This window comes from Chitinophaga costaii, assembly GCF_900094705.1.
GTDB lineage: Bacteria > Bacteroidota > Bacteroidia > Chitinophagales > Chitinophagaceae > Chitinophaga > Chitinophaga costaii.
This window is the reverse complement of the sequence record NZ_FMAR01000008.1, coordinates 84,825-108,054: the sequence shown is the minus strand read 5'-3', so window position 1 is coordinate 108,054 and position 23,230 is coordinate 84,825. Positions and strand designations below refer to the sequence as shown.

General features: G+C 49.3%; 14 protein-coding genes. All 14 read right to left on the bottom strand.

The features are described 5' to 3' along the window. Window positions 1–98 precede the first annotated feature (98 nt). On the bottom strand, window positions 99–2,906 hold the full coding sequence (locus GA0116948_RS12585) for a M16 family metallopeptidase (protein WP_205686134.1): 2,808 nt from the start codon (window positions 2,904–2,906) through the stop codon (window positions 99–101). Between the two features lie 42 nt (window positions 2,907–2,948). Then, entirely contained in the window at window positions 2,949–4,256 is a 1,308-nt protein-coding gene (locus tag GA0116948_RS12580; protein WP_089712690.1) for a MutS-related protein, read from the bottom strand. Between the two features lie 4 nt (window positions 4,257–4,260). After that, a complete protein-coding gene (locus tag GA0116948_RS12575) occupies window positions 4,261–5,598 on the bottom strand; it encodes a MutS-related protein (protein ID WP_089712688.1) in 1,338 nt (445 codons plus the stop codon). Between the two features lie 86 nt (window positions 5,599–5,684). Next, entirely contained in the window at window positions 5,685–7,997 is a 2,313-nt protein-coding gene (locus GA0116948_RS12570) for a Gldg family protein (RefSeq protein WP_089712686.1), read from the bottom strand. 6 nt (window positions 7,998–8,003) lie between these two features. Beyond that, window positions 8,004–8,936: an ABC transporter ATP-binding protein gene (locus tag GA0116948_RS12565; protein ID WP_089712684.1), complete on the bottom strand. Its 933-nt coding sequence runs from the start codon at window positions 8,934–8,936 to the stop codon at window positions 8,004–8,006. A gap of 32 nt (window positions 8,937–8,968) precedes the next feature. After that, window positions 8,969–10,438 carry a RagB/SusD family nutrient uptake outer membrane protein gene (locus tag GA0116948_RS12560; protein ID WP_089712682.1) on the bottom strand — a complete coding sequence of 490 codons (1,470 nt, stop codon included), beginning with the start codon at window positions 10,436–10,438 and terminating at the stop codon, window positions 8,969–8,971. 24 nt (window positions 10,439–10,462) lie between these two features. Then, a complete protein-coding gene (locus tag GA0116948_RS12555) occupies window positions 10,463–14,002 on the bottom strand; it encodes a SusC/RagA family TonB-linked outer membrane protein (protein ID WP_165798453.1) in 3,540 nt (1,179 codons plus the stop codon). Window positions 14,003–14,520: 518 nt separating this feature from the next. Continuing rightward, window positions 14,521–15,702, bottom strand: a complete 1,182-nt coding sequence (locus GA0116948_RS12550; protein ID WP_089712678.1) for a FecR family protein — start codon at window positions 15,700–15,702, stop codon at window positions 14,521–14,523. Window positions 15,703–15,774: 72 nt separating this feature from the next. Then, window positions 15,775–16,359 (bottom strand): RNA polymerase sigma factor, encoded by a 585-nt coding sequence (locus tag GA0116948_RS12545; protein ID WP_089712676.1) that lies wholly within the window; start codon window positions 16,357–16,359, stop codon window positions 15,775–15,777. Between the two features lie 92 nt (window positions 16,360–16,451). Next, window positions 16,452–17,363 carry a molybdate ABC transporter substrate-binding protein gene (locus GA0116948_RS12540; protein WP_089712674.1) on the bottom strand — a complete coding sequence of 304 codons (912 nt, stop codon included), beginning with the start codon at window positions 17,361–17,363 and terminating at the stop codon, window positions 16,452–16,454. Between the two features lie 4 nt (window positions 17,364–17,367). Continuing rightward, complete coding sequence (locus GA0116948_RS12535) at window positions 17,368–17,835, bottom strand: DsrE family protein (RefSeq protein ID WP_089712672.1); 468 nt, start codon at window positions 17,833–17,835, stop codon at window positions 17,368–17,370. Then, window positions 17,832–18,821 (bottom strand): c-type cytochrome, encoded by a 990-nt coding sequence (locus tag GA0116948_RS12530; RefSeq protein ID WP_089712670.1) that lies wholly within the window; start codon window positions 18,819–18,821, stop codon window positions 17,832–17,834. The genes GA0116948_RS12535 and GA0116948_RS12530 overlap by 4 nt, the downstream gene beginning before the upstream one ends. A 169-nt stretch (window positions 18,822–18,990) precedes the next feature. After that, window positions 18,991–20,235 carry a 6-bladed beta-propeller gene (locus GA0116948_RS12525; protein WP_089712668.1) on the bottom strand — a complete coding sequence of 415 codons (1,245 nt, stop codon included), beginning with the start codon at window positions 20,233–20,235 and terminating at the stop codon, window positions 18,991–18,993. Between the two features lie 24 nt (window positions 20,236–20,259). Then, complete coding sequence (locus GA0116948_RS12520; protein ID WP_089712665.1) at window positions 20,260–23,121, bottom strand: porin family protein; 2,862 nt, start codon at window positions 23,119–23,121, stop codon at window positions 20,260–20,262. Window positions 23,122–23,230 lie beyond the last annotated feature (109 nt).

Below are 23,230 nucleotides of genomic sequence, written 5' to 3'. Positions count from 1 at the left end.
ATACAAATTGGCAATATCTCTCCCACAAAAAGGCCTCCACAAACTTTTTCAAATCTGGGAGGCCTTCTTCTATCAGCAATTATACTGCGGTTGGGCAGTTATTTCTTTTCAGGCATGTGCACGAGGCGGATAAAATTCGCATCGTTGAAATACAGGTTAGCAGCCTGTTTCAAGCGATCTACGGTTACACTTTTCAGGCGATCGTTAAAGCGCAGGATACTGCTCATGGGATCACCGTTCTGCAAATGGCTGGAAATGTATTGCATCCAGAAGCCATTGGAGCGCAGTTGTAATTCTACGCTACGGCTGGTTTCGGCGGTGAATTTGGTAAGGTCGTCTGTAGAAGGACCATTTGCTTTCAGCTTCGCAATTTCTTCCTGGGTAGCGGTAACGAGTTTTTCTACATTGGCCGGTGCGCAGGTAATCTGGATAGTGAAAGCATAACGCGACTGCGGCAGCTTGTTGAAGCTTACGCCGGCACGGGGTGAATAGGCACCGCCTTCCGCTTCGCGGATACGCTCAGTAATGCGATATTGCAGGATGGAACCCAGTGCAGACAAATCCATGTTATTATTCTCATTATAAGTGTACGGTCCACTGTAAATGAGATTTACGTTGGCTTTGTTGTCGTCTCCTTTGAACACGGTGGTGCTGAGCTTACCCTCGGGAATGTGAATGCCCAGGTCTTGCCAGGAAGAAGTGGCCGCGTGGCCAGGTAGTGCGCCGATGTATTGTTCTACCAGGGGAATTAATTTGCTGGTGTCTATGTTACCGGCAAAAATGAAGGTGAATGTACCTGCATTGGCAAAACGTTCTTTGTAAATGCGATAAGCTGCATCCTGGTTTATTTGTTCAATGCGCGCTTCCGTAACCGGCATGCGGCGGTAATGATGCATGCCCAGGATAGCGCTGGCACTGTCGGAAAACACTGCATCGGGGTTGTTGCTACGTCCTATCAGGCTGGCCTTTGAGCGGCTGATCATGCCATTAAATATCACCGTGTCTTTACGAGGAGCCGTAAACTCAAGGTAGAGCAGTTGCAAGGCTGTTTCCAGATCGGCGGGTGATGCACTACCCTGTATGCCATCGTAACGTTCCTGAATGAAAGGGGAAGCCTGGGCAGATTTACCGGTCAGCACTTTCGATAATGCTACGGGGTCCAGGTCGCCTAACCCATTGGAAGCAATCACCCCGGCCGCATTGGATGCAGACATGAACAGGCTGTCGGGATATAAAGAGGTACCGCCAGCACTGAAGCCAGTGAAGATGATCTCGTCGTTTTTATAATCAGTGGGTTTTACTAACACAGTAGCACCATTGCTCAGTGTATAGGAAAATACGCCAATGCTGTCAGGACCACTGCGTTTTATTACTTTACCAGCCATGGGCAAGGTTTTCAGCAGGCCATCGCCGCTAGCAGCTTCTTTCCAGGGTTCCAGCTTGGTATTGTTTACCGCCGCTATCCATTCATTCACGGTAGCTTCGGAAGGCAGGCTGGCTTTCTCTTTTTCCGGGGCCTGGATGTAGATGTCGCGATTAGTATTTTGAATAACCTTTTGTGCATACGCGTGTACTTCAGCAATAGTGATCTGGGGTAGTATTTCCTTTGCCAGTTCATATTCTGCACCAATGCCGGGAGCGGCTGTTCCTTTCAAAAAGTACTGCAAATATTCCCTCACATAAGCATTTGAAGAAGTTTTATCCCGCTCTTTGTACGCCATCTCATACTGTTGCAGCATATTTTTACGGGCACGGTCTAGCTCCGCTTCCGTGGGGCCATAGGCTTTCATACGTTGTACTTCCGTCCATGCGGCGGTAAAGGCGGCTTGCAGCTGGTTAGGTTTAGGCACAACGTTCAAAGAAAACCCGTGCAGGTTTGCCATAAAATCGTTACTGCTGGCGCCGGCTTGCAGGTAGGGCGGGTTGCCCTGGGTCATTATCTGTTCAAAACGTTCGTCAAAAGCGGCATTCATCACGGCTTCCACCAGTACACGATGGTAGTCTGCCTTTGTTTTCAGTTCCGTTCCGGGCAGTTTTATCAGCATTTCCAACTGCACGCGCTGTATTTCCGGGTCGGTGAATGCAAGGAACTGGTTTTTGCCGGTAAGTGGTATTTTATAAGTTTCCCGTACTTTTTCCTTCGCAGGGTTCTTTAACGTACCAAACAATTGTTTTACCTGCTGTTCCATGGCAGCTTCATCGATATCACCTACAACAATCAGCGCTTGCAGATCTGGCCGGTACCAATCCTGGTAAAATGCATGGAGGGTAGCCGGGGTAAATGATTTTAAAACACTTTCCAACCCTATGGGCAGGCGATCGGCATAGCGGCTATGGTTTACCTGCAAAGGCATGGCAATGTCCTGGAAACGCTGACCTGCACCATTGCGCAGACGTTTTTCTTCCAGCACCACGCCTCTTTCCTTGTCTATTTCCACGGGGTCCAGGGTAGCTTCACTAGCCCAGTCGCGCATGATCTGAAGACCATTGCGCAGGATACTGGTATCATCGGAAGGCAGGGGCAACTGGTATACTGTTTCATTAAAACTCGTGTAAGCATTAAGGTCAGCACCGAAACGCACACCAGATTTTTGCAGGTATTCTACCAATTCATTCTTTGGATAATGCGTGGTACCATTAAAGCTCATATGTTCCATCATATGGGCCAGGCCACGCTGGTTCTCAACTTCCTGCATGGACCCTATCTTATTCACGAGGTAAAATACCACGCGATGTTTAGGTTCTGTGTTTTTGCGGATGTAGTAAGTAAAACCGTTGGCAAGTTTCCCGGTGTGGACGGCCGGATCTAGTGGAAGAGATTGTGCATGGCCGCCTACAGGCATACCGGCGCACAGCGCAGCTAATGCCAGTATATTGGCATAGCCACGAAAGCTAAGTTTAGACATTGTTGTTTTTTTTAATCGTTGGTTTAGAATTCTTCCTCAAACCTACATCATTTCCAGAATTTGTTCATTACCGATAATCATCATTCCGTGCCGGTCATTGGTAATTCCTTCCTTTAAGCGGTAGGGATAACGGGGTATTGTTCCCTCCATAACGGTGGGCATATAGGCATATTGGCCGCCAATACGCTCCTTTTTAAGGGCTTCGCCTACTTCAATAATATGGGTAGAAATGAGGAAAAAGCAATGGCGGTAGGCCGCAAATGCGGCGGTTACCGCAAGCGTGGCATCGTATGCATCTTTTACATTGGTTCCCTTAAACAGTTCGTCAAAGATCACTACCAGGTCTTTCCCTGCTGCCACATCTTGGGCCACTGTTTTTACCCGCAGCACCTCGGCGTAAAAGTGGCTATAGCCCATGCTCAGGTTATCCGGCACGTTAATGGAGGAATACAGGCCGTCGCGCACGGAGAACTCCATGTGATGTGCTGCCACCGGAAAGCCCATGTGGGCCAGGTATACCGCAATGCCAAAAGATTTCATGAAGGTAGATTTGCCCGCCATGTTGGCCCCCGTGAGGAATAGCAGGTTGCTCTGGCTATCCAGGTCAATAGAATTGGCCACCGCATGTTCCAGCGCCGGATGGTACAGCGCCGTGGTGCGCACCAGATTTTGCGCTTTGGGCAATGCCCGTGCATAAGTGAAGTTGCGCGCCTTCGCCACCTCGCTCACGGCCATATACACATCCAACGCGTAAAGATGATTCAATATTTTTTCTATTTCATCGCGCAGGGCATTGCGCAGCAGGAAATCGTACCGGGCCTGTTGCCAGGCCGATAAGTGGCCAGATGCTGCCACTACCCCATCCAGTCGCTGGTTTGCCAGTAGTGCTTTGAGTTCCGTGGCCTGGGCATGGTAAGGACTGCCAGCGGTATCCAGCACGGCGGCAAAGGCCCGCAGGGAACGCAGTAGTTCCACGGTTGCAGCCATGCCATCCTGCAAAGCTGCAAACTGCCCGTCGCGCAGCAGGGTGGCCGTTATTTTCCTGCGCAGGCTCATGGCCAGTACCCACAGTTTGTTACCGCCTGTTCCCTGGCTCAGAAAGTTTTCCGCCCGGAGAAACACCGTCTGCGACACCGGAAAAACCAGGGCGTTGTCCTGGAAATAACGGAAAATACCACTGCGGATATTGATGGCATCCGGATCAGTAAGGGGTTGCTGAAACATGGACTCCAACAGCCGCTCGCCACCAGTGGTGCGCACTTTGTTAAACAGGTTATAGATAGACTGTGGCTTAAACTTGCCCAGCAAATTCAGATCTTCCAGCGTTTGTTTATCCGCAATAAAAGCCATAAACTTATTTTTTATGAAGACCAGCCTTCAGCATATCCAGGATGCCCTCATTGTGAATGATGACCATGCCATGGCGGTCGTCGGTGATGCCTTCTGCTAACGTGTACGTATATACGGGATGATGACCATTCATCCGGGTGGGCAAGTACAAGAAGCGCACGTTGGAACATTTTTCCCGCAGTACTTCCCCTGCTTCAATAATATGGGTAGAGATCACAAACAGACTATTGCGCTTGCGGGCAAAGGCCTGGGTGATGGCTATGGTGGCTTCGTACGCGTCTTTTACATTGGTACCCCGGAACAATTCATCAAATACGATGAACAGGTTTTTGCCCTGCCCCAGTTCGTACGCCATTTTTTTCACCCGCAGTACTTCCGCATAAAAATGACTGGCGCCCATGCCCAGGTTATCCGGCAGGTTAATGGTCGTGTAAATACCATCCAGCGCCGAAAACTCCATAACGCGCGCCGGCACCGGAAAGCCCATGTGGGCGAGGAACAGCGCGATGCTCAGCGATTTCATAAAGGTAGATTTGCCCGCCATATTGGCCCCCGTGAGAAACAATACATTGCTCTCCGGCGAAATATGCAGGTTGTTTGGCACGGCATTTTTCACCTGCGGATGGTATACCCCTTGCAGGTTTAATACCTGTCGTTCTTTGGGCAAGGCCTTCGGTGAAGCAAATCCCCGCGCTGCACCTACTTTGGCTACAGACAGGTATACATCTAGCTGGTAAATGTAGGTCAGCAAACGCTGTATGGCAGGGCGATGCCGGAAGCGAAACAATGTGTCGTAGGCCACCAGTTGGTCCTGCGAAAGTTTTGCAACACCGGCAAGGGCCAGCACGGGGGCAAAGTCTGGTGCTGCCAGCAAGGCATCTATTGCGTCTTTATCCAGCCGGTAGGGATGACCAGCAGCTATATCCAGCAAGCTTATAAATTGCGCCATGCCTTTGAGCAGCGCTGCCAATGCCTTTATGCCTTTATGGATCATCACGGTATCGCCATCCATGGCCACCAGGTGGGAAATTTTCCGGGCAATATTGGGCGCATCGCCAGTCAGTTTGCTGCGCTCATCCGTATTGGCCAGGTAAGGTGCTATCGCATCGAAATAACTGGCGGGGAAGGGAAAGTCTTTACCTGCAGCAGCAAAATATTGTATAATGCCACTGCGCCGGTTAATGGCCTTTTCGTCGGTAAGTGGATATTGAAACATTTCTTCCAGTACCGCCGCTCCACCACGGGTTACCGTGCGGTTAAAGATATGGTACACTGCATCGCTCCCATACTTGCCAAAAATATTGAGATCTTCCAGTGTTTGTTTATCGGTCGTGAATAGCATTTACATTTTTATTATGTACTGTAACAAGGATGATGGAAGGTGTGTAGCAGTACTTTATAACCCTCACCCGCACCCGTTTCTACCAGCTATTTCCGTTTGCGACGGATGAGCAGGATGGCTGCCACCAGCAGCACAGCGGCGGGCAGTATCCATACCAAGAACAACTTCAGGCGGGCAACGCCAGTACTGGTCATGTTCATGCGCTTGTCTTTTCCATCGGGCCGGGATGCGTCGATAGGAAACTGGCCGTAGCTTAACCAGCTAAACATGCCGGTATTGAAGAAAAAGTTGGCGGCTTTTACATTGTACCTTACAAGCTCAGCGTTGCTCATCAGATCTGCGTCGCCAATTACAATGATGCGCTGTTCTTTGTTATTCACCTGGCGCGTAAGACCCAGGGCGGTGGGGAAAGCTTTTTGTTCGTCCCCGTTGGCCGCCGTAAAAACAACGGTGGCAGAATCGGCTACCAGCTTACCTTTGGTTAACCAACTTTTCTTTTCATTGGTCACCAGCAGCGGGTGAACGGTAAAACCGCTGTCTGACGTATAAGACAAAGCAGTACCGCCAAGATTGGTTACCGGCACCGAATCGTTAAAAGCTTTTGCAAGCGATTTGGAAAAGGTAGCGGCAAAGGAAGATAGCTGCGGCGTGGCCAGGTCGGGGGCCATATCTTCGCTGGGTTGTACAATTTCTCCCTCCATAAGCTGTACGCCTACCTGTTGCAGCAATGGGTTTACTACGGACTGTTTGCCCGGCTCTCCCATTACCAGCAGGTTGCCTCCATCGTGAATGTAACGGCGTAATCTTTCCAGTGCCAGCGAACTGAATGCCATCTTGGGGTCTGCAATTACCAGCGCGGAAATATTGGTGGGAATGTCCTGGGTACTGGCATTCAAAGTATCCACATCAAAGCCCTGGTTCACCAGCGAATAACGGAAGGTGATAAGATTGGCCTGCCTATTTATTTCCCGGTCGCCCGTTTTCAGTATACTGCGTTCCAGCTCGCCGGTCAGGAAAACAATCTTCGGCATATGCGCCTGCATCAAGCGTTTCAATGCGGCAGCCACTTCCGTTTCACCGGGAAAAGTTACCTGGTCATCAAAAATGCGCAGGTAAGTAGTACGGCCTTTGTAATGCAGCTGCATTACAAAGCGGTTCAGTTCCGGTTTTAAATTAATGATACGGCGAATTTCGGCAGGCGTTTTATAATCAGACAGATCGATGTCGGAGCCTTTGGCAATTTGTTCCGCCACCTCGCGGGTATTTTTGCCTTTGTAAGCGCCAAACATCATCATGGAATTATCGTAAGAAGTATCGTAATAATTCACATACTTAAAATCAATATCCGGTTTAAAGCGCAAGTAGGGTTCCCATAACTGCAGGAAGCTGTTCCGCTGTTCGGGGAGTCCTACATAATAATACCTGCCGAGCAGGTTATTGTAAGCGGTGATTTCCAGTTTATCATTCCCCATTTCCTGCATAAGCTGTTGCACCGTGGGTGTGAGGGTATGCGTTTTTTGGGCGGTAGCGTCCAGATAGCCCACCAGTGCGGGCCGGCTCGTAATATAGCCCAGCACCATGCCTGAGATAACAACTGATACATAACGGAATACCTGTACAGCCAATGATTTAGACTCCATACCCGCTTTTAATTTCAGGATGGTAAGGCCCAGGAAAATGTACACGATAATCACAAAATAAAAAATATCCTTGGAGGTGATAAGGCCAACCAACATATGTTCCGTACGGCCCTGCAAAGACAGGAAATATGTGAAGTCGCGCACTACTGCTATGCCCTGCCACAACTTACCTATATAACTCAATACACCGATCATGACAAAGGTACTTACCGCAGCTACCACCTGGTAAGTGGTAAGACTGGACATAAACAAACCAATGGCAGCATAAGCGCACAGCAGCAGGTAGAAACCCAGTGCGCCCGACAAAAGCATAGACAGGTCTGCATGTTGCAAATTGAACTTTGCACATACGATAAAAATGCCCAGCATAAAAATCATCAGCAGGCTGTATACCATCATACTAAAGTATTTGCCCAGCACAATCTGCCATACTTTAATGGGGGAAGAATACAGGAGCTTAATGGTACCACTGCTGGTTTCCCGGCTAATGAGCCCCATGGTAAGCAGGGGAATATAGAAATATAATTTTTCCATCACACTGCTAAACACCCCACTACGGCCGCCAAATATACGGCCGGTGAGATCGTTCATATAGTCCAGTCCAAGGCCGCCTATCTCCTGCGTTCTCACATTACTTTCTACCATGCCGATATAGGCCATACCGCATTGCACCAAAAATACAATGATCAGGAACCAGGCAATGGGGGAATAAAACAAGGTAAGCAGTTCCGTTTTGGAAATTTTAAATACCGTCTTCATGAATGATTAAGATTGAAGGGATGTTTGATTCGACAATTGTTTGAATATCTCGTCCAGCGCGCTCTTATCGATGCTGATCTCCCGCAGGCGCCAGCCTTTTTGTACGCTGGCGGTAATGAGGCGTTCCGATATTTCCTGGTCGCCGTTGAAATACACGCGTACCTGCCTGGCCGTGAGGAAGTCTACTTTCGTCACCCCGCTCACGGCGAGCAGTTCCACTTCCGTGGGAGGGTTTTCCATGTGCAGCAGCACACTGTGCGGCTCTACGTAATTGTTGAATGCATCCATGCTATCGGAAAATACTATACGCCCGCCTTCAATCATTTTGATTTCCTTACAGAGTAACTGCACTTCCGATAAAATATGGGAAGAAAAGATCACCGCTCTATCTACCGCAATGTCTTTGATCAATGCCCTTACCTCGATGATCTGGTTGGGGTCCAGCCCATTGGTAGGCTCGTCGAGAACGACGAGCCTTGGCTTATGAATAATGGCCTGGGCTATGCCCACGCGCTGGCGGTAGCCGCCGGAAAGGTTGCGGATAAGGCGCTGGCTGAAATGCGCAATACCACACCTTTCTTTGGCCTCGTCCATGGCTGGTTTTATTTTTTCTTTGGGCATCAGGCGCAGATCTGCGCAGTAGTGCAGGTACTCGTTTACCGTAAGATCCATGTACAGCGGCGGGTTTTGCGGCAAGAAACCTATTTCCCGCTTAGCCTCCTGGGGATGTTCCCGCATATTGATGCCATGGATGTACACATTGCCTTCGGTTTGGTTTAGCGCCCCGCAGAGAATGTTCATCGTAGTGGATTTACCGGCCCCATTGGAGCCCAGCAAACCTACGATGCCGGTATCGGCAATCTCCATATTAATATCACGGATCGCCCAGGCTGTCGCGTATTTATGCGACAGGTGTTCGAGCTTTACTATCGTTTTCATGTTGATGATGTGTGGTGTGGCGGAAATAATTTTTATGGATTGTTTTCCATGCCGGGATTGGTTTCTATATACTTCGGGGGAAGCTGTAAAACCAAACGGTTGGGTTGGTTCAGGGTGTAGCTGGTAGTAGTGCCGTCTGTATTATAGTGTATATGCGTAAACGTTATACCGGCATACAGGGGATCTACCGAAAGCCGGCGCATATCGAACCAGCGATAGCCTTCCAGCGCAAATTCCCGGATACGCTCGTCGATGATAAAATGCACCAGGGCGGCCTGGCTGGCGGCTGCCACCGCCGGCACGGGGGCAATGTTTGCCGGCATGCGGTGGCTACGCAACACTTCCAGGTCGGCAATGGCGCCGGGCAGGTCGTTAAGACGGGCTTTGCATTCGGCCCGCAGCAGGTATAGTTCGGATAGCTGTAAGCCCCAGCGGGTATAGGTAGAACCATATTTACGCAATAACCCGTTGGGGTTAGAATTTCCATCCGGGTCATTCTGGGTGTATAGCAACAGGCGCAGGTCGCGGGGATCATAGAGCGCCTTGTCTTCGTTGCTCAACACCAGCCCATCGTTGCCCAACTGGTTGCCGCTAAAAGTGCTATTGATGAACATGCGGGTTACTACATCTTCTGTAAGATCAGTAAGACTATTAAAATTACTAGCAGGCCCAAAAGTAGGATCTATGGGTAAGAAAGCGCCACCTGGTGCAAATGTTTGGTTGTAGTCATACAGCGTAGTATTGCCAGCCGTGGCCAGGTCGGCAAAGGCGGCATTCAGCAATGGCAAAGCATCGCTGCTGCGACCCATAAAGAGGTACACCTTGCCCAACAGTCCTTCTGCGGCAGGCCGGGAAAAGCGGGTCTTGTACAACTGCTGCACTGGCAGGCCGGCTACGGCGTCTTTCAGATCCTGTATAATGAAATCATACATCTGCTGCACGGTTCCCCTGTTATACGTTACCCCCGTTACGGCGGCCTCCGTAATGATGGGAAACCCCGGATCGGTGGCCGCCGTGGCAGCTACATAGGGCTTCGCATAATAATTGATGAGCGAATAATTTAGGAAAGCACGATTGGCCTTGGCTTCGGCTTTGAGGGCCGTTTTTTGTGCATCGGTTCCTTCGGTAGCACCATCTACTTCACTGATCACCTTATTGAAGGTGTACATATACCCCAAACAGTTCGTAATAAAAAAAGGCAAAGGATCTTCTTCATAATTGATCTTATCCTGCCATTGGAACAGCCTTGCTTCGAAAGGTACAGGCAGGTTATCCTGGTAAGCGCCCAGGGCAGACACTTCGTCGCCCATCAGCACAGGTTCCTGCCAGCCACCGGCATATGGCTCGTTATAGAAGTTAGGGTCATTCATCAGCAAGTCGTAATCCGAGGTGGTCACCGCCACCTGGTTGCCTTGCGGAACTACCTCCAGGAAACTTTTTTTGCATTGGCTGAATACCAGTATAAGTGATATATATAGCGGCCAGGCGAGTATTTTTCTCATGATCCTGCTTAGTTTAAGGGTAATTTAAAAAGTGAGGTTCAGCCCCACGTTGTAAGCGTGTTTATAAGGAGGAAGGGCCCTGCCTCCGTAAGACAGTGATTGGTATTCCGGATCTATCCCATCGTGATTGGCCTTCCATATCATGAAGTTGGTCGTTTGCACATACACCTCCATACGCTGTATCTTCAGGGTGCGCAGGGTGCTGGGCGGCAGGGTGTATGCCAGCGTCATGTCGCGCAGCTTGGCATAAGAGGCGCTTACCACATTTAAGGTGCCTTTGGTGTAGAAGTCTGTATTTCTTCTATTGTAGCTCTGGTAGCCCGGCACGTAAGCAGGAATATTGGTATGCGCTTCGTCGCCCGGTTGTTTCCAGCGGTCCAGGAAGGAAGGTGCGTAGTTGTCCGAACCAAAGGAAGAACTGGCACCCAGCCGGCCCGTGTAGAAAGTATTTACATCCCGGCGCATTACATTACCTAAATTATAAATGATATTAGCCGTGAAGGAAAATGCTTTGTAAAGGAAAGTATTGGCGAGGTTTCCATTATACGGCGCCACGGTGGTGCCCATGTAATAAATATCGTTGATTGTGGGCGCAGTAGGCGATTTGGTGATCGTCTTGTCCGTGAGCCGGATCTGCGGATCGCCCATATTGTCCAGACCTGCAAATTTGTAAGCAAACAGCGGGTTGGTAGCAAAGCCTGGCAGGTAGGATACGCCTTGCATGCGGTAGCTTACCGTGTTTTGATAAGAATTGGGTATCCCTATGGCCACCAGCTTGTTTTTGTTATAACTAAACAGGAAGGTGCTGCTCCAGCTAAAGTTTTCCGTGACGATATTCTGTGTGTGTAAAGTAATTTCTATGCCTTGGTTGGTGTACTTTCCAAGGTTGCCTTTAGTACTGGTATAACCCGAGAAAGGGTTGAGCGGAGTGGACGCCAATAACCCATCGGAAATACGGTCGTACCACTCTATGGCACCGCTGATGCGGCGCTTCAGCACGGCAAAGTCAACGCCAATATTGGTAGTTTTAGTACGTTCCCAGGTTACACTCCGGTTGGCCGGACTGCTGATGCTCAGGGCATCGCCGGCCACACCACCGCTTTGCGATGCCGGCACGCTATACAATACATCCTGGTAAGTGGCGGCACCCAGGTAGGGCGAATTGCCGGTGATGCCATAGGTGGCACGCAGGGCCAGGTCGTTCAGCCATTTTACTGGTTGCAAAAATTCCTCACCAGCGATATGCCATTTGGCACCTGCACTCCAGGTAGGTTTATTCTGGGAAGACACATCACTGCCAAAGAGGTTACTATGGTCCTGCCGCCAGTTAAGGTCTACGCTATACTTATGGTTAAACGTGTAATTGCCCAAAGCAAAGTAAGAATTGTAACGGGTAAGAGTAGTATTGATCGTAAAGGGTTGCCTACTTAGGAAACCATAGCCGCTTACGGTACCAAACAAGCCCTGGCTCAGTGTTTTGTAATCTACCAGGGCGGAGCTGCCCAGTTGATTATTATAGCCATAAGAGGTAGCGTCGGTACGGTAGGTATAATCTTCCTGGGCCTCTTGGCCGGCCTGCAGGCTTAGTGCATCCTTGCCGCCCCGGGGGGTAGCGGTGTATACTAACTGGTTGCGTATGGTCCAGTTGCGCTGGTCGTTGTTGGTGGATATGTAGTAACCACCGGTAAGGGGCAGGTAATACACGGGCACAGCATTTACCGTGGGGGCCACCGTAAAGGCGATGTTGTTTTTGCGTTGGGCCAGGGTTTTATTGTCCTGGTAGTATTGATTACTACCGGGCGCTTTCTGGTAACCATAGGTGCCTTCAAAACGAATGCCTTTCCAGATTTCCACGGCGATATTGGCCGTAGCATTCAGGCTGAGATTATTGATATGCTGGTAGCCATATTTACGCTCGTTCATCGGGTTGTAATCCGTGTTAATACGGCTTCTTGCACCGTAATCGCGCCGCAGCGAGTCGGACAGTCCATACAGGTAGTTCATGTCCAGGTTATTCCCCTCGTTGTCGCGGAACATTTGATAGGGCAGGAAACCGTGAGAGATCGCTATCGCATTATCCTGGCTGCCAATGGTGTTGATCATCGTAGTATTAAGGCCTATGTGTACCCGGCTGCCGAGGTTCATATCCTGCGAAATGGCGATGCGGTAAGCGTTGCTCTTGGTACCCGGTGTATTACTTTGCGTGCCGGTATACCCCAGCGTAGCATAAAACGAATAAGCATTGGTACCGCCAGACACTGATAATGAATGATTGTCCGTAAGGGCAGGCTGGTATAAAAGATCTTTTACCTGCTTCCAGTTGTTAACAGACGCAAGGCTGTCCAGCCCTGCATTGGCCTGGGCCTGGGTGATTTTACCCCTGTACGCATCATACAGGAACTGATCGTGCGGTGCAATGGTGCTATAGGTAAGACTTCTATAAGGATAGGAAACCGGGTCAAAGATTTCCCTGGCCGCCTGAATAAATTGATGGCTATTCATCATAGGCTGGTAGCCAAAATTGGGTTTACCCTGGTAGTTCAGGTAACCGGAATAACTCACGGTAAGCCGCTGGTTCTTCGTACCGCTTTTGGTAGTTACCACGATGATACCGTTGGAAGCGCGGGCGCCCCAGATAGCGGCAGCCGCAGCGTCTTTCAATACGGTAATATCTTCTATATCGTCTGAATTCACTGCACTGAAGTCATGCACGATCACACCGTTCAGCACATACAGCGGCTGATCGCCGTTGGTATTGTCCGTACCTCGCAGCACGCTGGCATTTACGCTCGCGCCACTGCCGTTGCGGTTTACGATGGAAGCATTAAGCCCGGTCGTTACGACCAAACCGGCCACTTGTCCTTCCAGGCGTGCTACCAGGTCGTTCGTACCCACGCGCTCGTGAAATACTTTCATATCCGGTTTGCCAAAGGAGCCGGTAGCTCTTTCGGCGCTCAGCACCTGGTAACCGTTATTATACGTGACGGTAACGGAAGACAGGGCCACCGTGCGTTCCCGCATTATCACCGTCATAAAATCATTGATGGGCAGGGTTACCGGTTCATAACTTACGCTGCTAAACATCAGCGTATCACTCATAGCAAGATTGCGGAACTGGAACATGCCCTGCTCATTGGACACGGTTACCGTGCGGGCATGTTTGGCAATCACGGTAATACCGGGAATGGGGCGTCCTTTGCTGTCGCGCACTACGCCATGCACTTCACCGGGCGGCGTTTCCGCAGCCGGGGCTACAGCTACCGGTGCCGGGGCTTTACTGATGAAAACTGTTTTGCCTTCCAGGTAGTAAGACAAAGGTTGTTCGGCCAGCGCGGCTTTTAATGCCTGCTCCAGACTGGCGTTCGTTAGTTGCAGGGTCACGGCAGGCGTGCCTTGCAGGTCTTCCGTACGATAAAAGAATTTGTACCCGGTTTGTTGCCGGATGGCGGTAAATACTTTTTCCAGGGGCACTGCCTTGCCCGTGTAAGTTACCGTTTGCGCCATGGTGGTTGCACTTACCTGCAACACCAAAACGAAGAGCAGCACAACAGTCAGTTTCATCATTAAGCCGATTTTGGTTGACAAGCCCTGCCGATGCACACGGGGTAGTGGCATCAGGAGGACAAAGCATTTGAATTGCATACGTTGCCTTGTTTTAGCGTTAAAAATAGCAGCGCTGTGACACCTGTTTTTTTTGTAGGCATAGCATTCTCCGGGAGCCGGTGTAGGACGCCAATCTTTGCATCCGGCTTTGCGGTAATATGGCATGTCTTTTTAAAGCGGTACCTGCGTTCTACATGTTGGTTGAATTGAACGAAGCTGATGGAGATAAAGCTGTTGGCAATCGTTTGGTAGATACCGGTCTACAACAGTTTTGGTTGATACATACATCCCTTCTGTATAGGAGAGAAATAGCGGAGACGGGATGAAAAGCTGTGATTTTTACATACATTTACGTTGTTTAGTTTTGAGATAAGCAGAAATAGACACCTGTTTTACGAAAAACACAAACAAAAGCCGGGGTAGGACGCCAATCTTTGCACCCGGTTTTTTTTATGCTTTTACTTTTATAAAAATGCGGCTTATGGCTGGATGACCAGTTTGTTACCGTTCTCTATTTTATAATGAATGCTGGTCCGGGCCAGGCCATTGAGTACCTGCGACAACGTTAGCGACCGATCGATCTCCCCATTAAACCTATCTTTCGGAACAGCTCCCTCATACCTTACTTCTATATCGTACCAGCGCGCCAGTTGCCGCATTACTGTGGGCAGGTCTGCATTGTGAAAAGCAAAACTCCCCTCCTTCCAAGCCATCACGGTTTGTACATCCACGTCTTTTTCCAGCTTTATATAACTTGCCTGGTGAGGTACCTGGGCTTGTTCTCCGGGCAACAGCCGCTGCGAAGCACCGCTGGTCACTACCTTCACGGCGCCATCCAGCAGGGTGGTGTTCATACTGGCTTCATCAGGATAAGCATTGATGTTAAAGCGGGTGCCAAGCACCTGTATTTCCGTACCATCGCTCACCTGTACCCGGAAAGGCCTTCCGGCTTCCTGCGCCACTTCAAAATAGGCTTCTCCGCGCACGGAAACTTTTCTTTCGCTTCCGGCAAAACTTACCGGGTAGGTAAGACTGCTGGCAGCGTTCAGCCATACCTGCGTACCATCCGGCAGCACCAGTTGGTACTGGCGACCCCGGGGCGTGGTCATGGTATTGTAGGCCATTATTTTCGTATGTACATCCCCGTTATAAGACAATTGCCCGTTGTGCAATGTTACCTGCGCACCCTGCTGGGTAGCTACCACCCCATTGTGCAGGCTGTCCAGCACCACCTGGCTGCCATCTGCCAGGGTGAGCACGGCGCCGCTCCTGCCGGGGGCTACGTCCTGCTGTTGGGCGGTATTTATGTGGTGCATATGGCCCTCACTATTGTACCAAATGTAACCGCCCAAGATGCCCACTATCAGCACTGCTGCTGCCACCCACCAGTTCCTGCGTAAAAAGTGTACCCGGTGCACCACCCGCATCGGCAGCGGCTGGGAGGCTTCTTCCCGTATAGCCAGCAGCAACCGGTTATACATTTCCTCGCCGGTAGCAGACAGTTCTTCCTCCAAAGGTGCTACAGACGGCCCTTTTCGCAGGTCCAGCACCTCCAGGTAACGCTCCGCAAACACGCACTCCTCCGGGCTGGCAGTGCCGGCGGCATAACGTTCCAGGAGCTGGAAAAAGAACTGTTTATCCATATCGGTAGGATACTTCACGATGGCTGTTTTATATATAGTCAGGAAAAAAGGAAGATCTTCCCGACCTTCCCCCGTTTTTTTTGAAAATAATTATTTGTGGTGGGAAATGGTGGCCGCCAGCAGCAGCACTGGCAGCAAATGCCCAAAGTGGGCGCGTAGGAATTGTACCGCAATGCTAAGCTGATTCTGCACGGTTTTCTGGGAAATATCCAACTGGCTGGCTATTTCCTGCGTGGTAAGGTGCTGAAAATAATACCGTACAAAAATTTCCCGCCGCCGCTCCGGCAGCGCCGCTATCCAGGACGATAGCAAAGCGGTAAAATCTTTTTCCAGCAAAGCCTGGTCGGCGGCATACAGGGAGGCACCCGGGTTTTCGAGTACATCAAAAAAGAAGGTGTCTTTTTTGCCCACCATTTTATTAATAATGCGGTAATGCAGGGCTTTGCCCAGGTAGGCCGGCAGGTTGGTAATGGCCAGTGTTTCACGGCGGCGCCACAGGTCCAGGAAAACGTCGTGTACCACTTCTTTGCCCAGCGACGTATCCCCCAGCTTGCGGCCAGCAGTAATATATAGTTTCTCCCAATACCGCTGGAATAGCTTCCCAAAGGCAGCTTCAGACCCCGCAGCCATTTGCCGGATCAATTCCTGGTCGATATGTTCAGATTCACTAGACAATTGCGCAGCATAGTTGATGACCCATGCTGGTAAATTTAGTCAAAAAATATTTGGGCGGGTTGTCTTTATGAGGAAGGCCTGCCTGACTGCAACTACCACACATCGAAACCATATTTCTTATACACCTCCCTGGCCGCAGTACTTTGCAGGAAGTGCAGAAAATCTCTACCCGCTTGTGCATGCGGTGCATTTTTCATCACGCCGGCGGTGTATATGGCCGTAATATTTTCCTGGTCGGGTATAGGAATAAGATCTACCGGGTGGCCAATTAATTGCTGGTAATACACTTCAGAATACCATACCGGCCCGGCATCGCTCTGGTCGTACAGCACGCGCATGGGCGTTTGGCGGTGATGGATCTGGGTAAGGAAAGTACTGCCATCTTTTACCTTCGTGTTCATGATCGCTTGCCGCAGGCTATCCCCACCGGCTATTACAAAACAGTGTTGTAACTGCTGGCCAATGCCTTCCCAGGCGGGATTGGGCATACTAACGCGCACGCCTGCACGCCCCAGGTCTTTTAGCCCGTGAATGTGTTTGGGATTGCCCTGCTGTACCATGATGGCCAGCTTATTGGCCGTATAAGAAGCAGTATCGCTGAAGAGGGCCGCCATTTCGTGGAGCTGGCCCTTGCCGGCGGTGAATACGTCGGGGGGCAGGGTGATGTGCAGGTTGCCAATGGTAAGATCTCCCCCGGCTATCTGCCGGGCCAGGATGCCCGGCGGCAGCGTTTCTGCAAAGATGCGCTGGTAGGCAGGATAGGCCTTCTTAAAAGCGCTGAGCAGGTCGTCTATACACATAAACTGGTTACCGCCGAAGAATACCACCAGTTGCGGGTCATTGATATCGCCATACAAGTCGGGTATATTATCGATGCCAGGAACGGTAAATGACACCTTGCTTTGAGGCGGCGTATTCCAGGGTGGGTCATAATGGTGCTGCTGCGCATAGGTTGTAAGGCTGGCCGCAAGCAACACGGCCATCATGCTTAGTTTTCTTTTCATGGGTTTACGGTTTTACCACCGCCCAGTGTTCGGCCTGGCGCAGTATGAGTTCCCCATTGCCACTGGGCACCAGGGGAATAAAGTCGTATAACTGATCTGGGGAAACTTTTCTTTCCCGGATAGAATTGGCGCATTGCGCTACGATCACTCCTTTTTCAATCAGTTCCTTCAAATCGTTTTCGTACGCACTGCCTTTCAGCACTACATCTGTGCCGGCGGCAAAGGTAACCAGCTCTATGGTAACCTTGCCCTGCAAGCGCGGATCGTTCAGGGCATTGGTGATGTTACGAAAGGCTTTGATGACGATCTTGGGATCGTTGTTATCCAGTTGGTAAATGGCATTGTAGTGCAACTGCTTCGCCTGTGCACCGGCAAAAGCCTTATTGGCGGACAGTTTGCTGGTATCTGCCTGTGCATAGGCTGTGGTGGTAAGCAAGAGCAGGCATACGACCTGCATGGCTGTTTTTTTCATGATCTGTTATGTTTAATTGGGGAGAACAATTGAATAGGTTTAAACGGCCCATACTTATGTTGCTGTTCCGTATAGGGGTCTGCGTAAGGGCCAAAGGGATAATCCACCGGTTTTTGGGCCACCTGCTCCCAGTCTGTATGCTGGTCTTTGTGCGGGCGGGGCTGGCTATTAATAAAGGCGGCTACATCCCAGGCGGCTGCTTCGCTGAGCTGCGGGTGCTGGTAGTTTACCCCATAAGGCATATTGTTGCGCACAAAACCCGCCAGGGTGCCCAGGCGGTACATGCCCGCGCCATCATTATAACTATGTGGTCCCCACAGGGGCGGATATACGAAACCACCGTAGGCCCCGGCCTGTCCCTGCCCGTTATCGCCATGACAGCGCTGGCAGGTGGCGGCATAAATCTGTTTGCCCGCCTCCGGGTTGGCCGCACGATCCAGGTAGTCTAGCTTCATCATGCTGGTACCTTCCAGGGCCACTCCTTTGGGCACATCGCGGCCCAGCCATTGCAGGTAGGCGTAGATGGCTTTCATTTCATGGGTGCTGCTATCCAGTGGTTGCCCATTGAGGCTGCGCTCCAGGCAATCATTTACCCGGTCGTAAATAGTTTGCAGCGCATTATTCCGTGGCCGATACTGGGGATAGGTAGCATATACTTTACCGAAGTTATTACCAAAAGGCAGGGTACCTCCCTGCAAGTGGCAGTGCTGGCAGTTCATCCCATTGTTAAGGTGGGCCACTTTTCCCTGGGGGCCCAGGTAGTAGGCCGTATTCACCACCAGCGCATAGCCATACCGTACCAGGGAATCGTTGGGCAACTGATCTGCGCCGGGGCCTTGCCAGGGCGCATGCACTACCGTACGCGCCTGGTAGGCTGCAAAAGCCTGATCGGCTTCCTGCTGGCGGTAATAGCCTTTTATACAGTCGTGCGTTACTACGATGCCGATGATGAAAAAAAGTAAAACCGGGAACCAATGTTGTTTCATGTATTAATTGTATCCTTACGGCAAGGGCTATACCATGCCGAATGGCAAAGAAAATCGTGTGATAGCATACGCAACTGCCTACCGTTATACCGTAACAAGATACGCTACCTTCGTTTGCAAAAGAAATGGTTGTTGATAATTACGGGGGCATGAGCCCACCGCACTAATATTACAGTTCCTTTTTTAGTTGCAACTGCACCAATACAGGATTATCCCTGGCGTTACCCTTGTTAAAATAGGTTTGTAGTACCGCGGGCAATACTATGTTTTTATCCTTGTTCTCTTCTTTGGTCTTAAACATGGCCAGCGATGAAACACTAGTGTACAACGACGCCCCATCGCAATAGGCAAACCCTACATTATCAAAAATAGAACTAATGGTTTCATAAAAGGGCAGGTAATAAGACAACGCATCCGGCAAGATATGTTTGATGGCGAAAAGGTTGCCCGATGTAAGATTGTATAACAAATATTCTTCCTTATTGCTACTCATACTGCATTCCCTCCACAGCAAGTTATCACCTACCTGGTAGTAATTATTGAGAGAATAGATCAGGTCCCGGTGATCGTCCACATATTTTATTCTTTTCAGATTATAAACCGGATTGGTAAGAAAATCAGGAGGAAGGGACAAACTTTGCGGGAATATAAATTGATACGCCAGTCGAATGGTATGGGGCGTTACGGTGTACAAGCCGTATTCATAGGGCTTCGCTAAGAGAAAGGCCGTATCAATTCCCGAAGTAGTCATGGTGGTAAGGTTGGCAAGTATTACATCTATCTTCGTTTGTGCGGCCGTATAGGGCATACCCAAGGCATAAACAGGGTTACCATATTTGAGCAAAGACCAGTAATAAGCATTATAATATTTAGACGTGGTATCTATATTCAGGTAAGTGAAATAACTGATCACCTCTTTGGCTCCCACAAAAAAAGAATTTGAATATAAGGCGGGAAGACCCTCCGGGGTTATATTGGCATCCTGCTTCACCACCTTTCCATCCAGGTCGCAGTAAGTAATTGTTTGGTAGTTATCGCCGGAATAGGCCACCTGGTTGGTCCATTTGTTAACCATGAAGTGACCGATCCTCTGATCGCCTCCCTTAATCTTTGCATGGTATTTCCCGCTATTCGTAAAGATGAAAATAGCATTCTTATCATAGTCCAGTACAAGATAGTAACCATTTAAAATGGCCAACTGGCTTACCTCGCCTAACAAACTTTCCGGCGTAGTTTCCAGCGGGATATAATTGACGGAAGCAAACACATCGGACACATTGCCGCCCATAGTATTCGCCGGATCTATGCGGATAGTGGTAAAATGGCTGGTATCAGTAGGGATAATATCCTGGGCCGCTGCAACGCCTGCCCATAAAATCCATCCAAAGAGAAGCACGCTCCATTTAATAGGCATATTAAAGGTATTTACGGGGTTAATTTATTGGTCTTTTTTATGTAATCCAAACCGCCGGGGATAGTAAGCCAGGGTAAACAGGAAGTATTGTTGTAAAACATTGACTGTACCCGTTGTGATGCTGTTGTCGGTAATTGTATTGATTACATTTTTATGCTGATGTAATAAGTCCAGCCCGGAAAGCTTTACCTCCAGGTTATTTCCTTTTAAAAACCGGTAGCCCACATCTGTATTCCAGATGGTGAAATAAATATTGTGGGTATTGGTAGCCCTGTATTTATTAAAATCTATCCCTGATTTAGCAAACAAGCCCCTTGTCATCGTCCAGGCAATATACCCATAGGTTTTCCAGTTTTTGTAAGTGTAGGTGCTAATAGTAGCCCTGTTTAATTGTTGGTAAGAGAATGTTTCCCCCACCTGCGCCGTCAGCGATTTGTATTCATAAGTAAGGTCTGCACTGGCCAACCATGCATGTTGCCGTACTTCGTAGAACTGCCCATTCAGGCTGGACTTATTCTGTGTGTAATTAAAACTGGACTTACCAGCCACCTGCCACTGGTGGCCGTTTCGCTTAAATGCTTTCTGCAAAGATCCGTCTACCGAAGCATGGCGCTCCCCTTCAACGTTGATCGGGTAGCTAACACTCCTCCCCAACTGATCGAAATAACTGCTGTCGGTGATAAAATGTGCTGTTAATCCCATCTTGGCTTGCAACGATCCATTGAATGGATTTTTGGCCGCTACATTATTATAATCATAAGAAAACAACACATCGTGTACATAAGCAGGTTTTAAATGAATATTGCCGTAACTCAGGTAAGTTACATTGGCATCATCCACCAATGGTGCCAGTTGCTGCAAGGTAGGATAGGTTACGCTGGTGTTATACCGGAGGGCATACGTTTTCCGGAACTCTCCGGTCTGGTAGTTCCTGTACTGCAAACCAGCCGATGGAATGAAATAAAAATAAGCCCTGTTTATATTTTGAAACTGCTGCCGGGCCGTATTGGTCATGTTATAAAATTGTCCTTGCGCAAAGAAATTAATTGTCCAAGTATTAGCATACCGGTTTGTTAATATAAATTTCCTGCTTCTGGTAAAATTTAGCCCTGGCCTATCCTCCACTATCCGGGTATTTAAATGATTGCTAAGCTGGTTATTAAGTGCATATTGTTGACTGGTTTCGGAAAAATCGCTTACGGCATCGGTCTGTTTTGTTTGATCATACGCCAGTACATTTTTAAAATCTATCTGCGGGAAAGTTTGCTTATTGGATAACAATGGCAGGATATTGTAAAAATCGCTTTCCAGGCTATGGGTGGCCATCGTGGCGGAGGTACCATACTGCCGGTTAAATTGCTGGCGCTGGGTAGTATCCGTCGTAGTAAAGCGGGATATCCGGTTCTTGTCTTCATTGGATTGGCCCAGCTTAAACGCGTAGTGCAACGACATATTCAACGACCGGTTTTTATGAACGGCAAAGTCGTTGTAGCGCTGGGTTTGAAAGTCTATCGTCCCCGTTTGGCTGGTAGCGGTATTTTTAGTATCCTGGTCATCTATGCGCTCACTCCTATCCGCAGCCGAATCGCCGGCAGACTCCATTCGGAGGGTGCTATTGCTATGGAAAGAAGTATGCAGCAGGGTATAGTCCGTATGCAGCTTACTATGCACAAAATTTTTCTCATACGCTGCCCGAAATGCCTGCTCATTATTCCCGGAGCTTACCGCACTGGCAGTTGTTTGGGATAAATGACCATCCGTCCCAAAAAGCAGGGTAGTGTTTAACTGCTGATTCACCATGGCACGGTTGTCTGTCATAAAATACTCCACCTTCAAATCATTGGTATCAATGCCTTTCTCCAGCTTTTTTCCAAAATCGTGCAGCGCGGTAAATCCGGCAGCTTTAAACACCAAGGTACCTGGCTGTGTAAAGTCTGAATGATAATTATTGCCAATCCCCTCTCCTTTAAATGAATTGATCTCCACCAGTGTGTTGGCATTGGCCGCCGACTTGTTTACATTATTCAGTGCGCCCACCACACTGATTTGGTCTGTTGGCGAAAAGTAGCTGATCATCCCATTGGCATCATATCGCCGGGTGGTGCCAAGGCTGGCCCCTACTTTCCCAAAATAGCCGTCTTGCTGATCCTTTTTAAGCAGGATATTCATGTTGGTTTTAATATCGGTGGAATCCGTCTGGCTTTTAACGTCGTACACCTGCACTTGCTGCACGGCACCTTTCGGCAGGTTCTGCAAGGCTATTTTGCCACGGATATCAAAAAAAGGTTTGCCTTCTACCAGCAGTTTGTCAACCTTCTTTCCATTAACGGTTATAACCCCATCGTTCCAGATGGTAACACCGGGCAATTTCTTTAACATGTCTTCCACCACGGCATTAGAGTCCAGCTTAAAAGCGTCTGCATTAAATTCGAGGGTATCGCCCCGCATTTGCACCGGGGGTGGGGTACCCACAATCGTTACGCCTTGCAAGCCCACCGCCTGGCGGTTCATGGGGAAGATGTCCAGGTCTATTTCCCCGCTTTCGGGCGGGATGGTAAATTCCTTGCTGGCCGGGGCATACCCTACGTTGGTAGCAATGGCACGCAACAGTACCCCCACCGGTAATTTATTAAAAAGCACCCTTCCAAAATTATTGGACAACTGGAAGTTGACCAGCTTCCCCGTGGCTACAATATAAATGGATACGGTAGCCGCTGGCAACACATAATGATGTACACTATCCTTCACCTGTCCTTTTGCAATGCCCGTATGGGTTTGTGCCAATGCCGAGGAGGTACTTACAAACAAGAGCAGGGCTATGACAAGGCGTTTTGCGAAACAAGCTACCAGGGGAATATAACAAAACATTACCTTGTTTTCCGGCATTGCTAAAACAGTATTAGGAGAAAAAGTATTTACACAAGATATTATTTCAAAATGAATATCTCAATCAAATGCACAACGGCCATGCAGGAAATAATTCCTGTATGGCCGT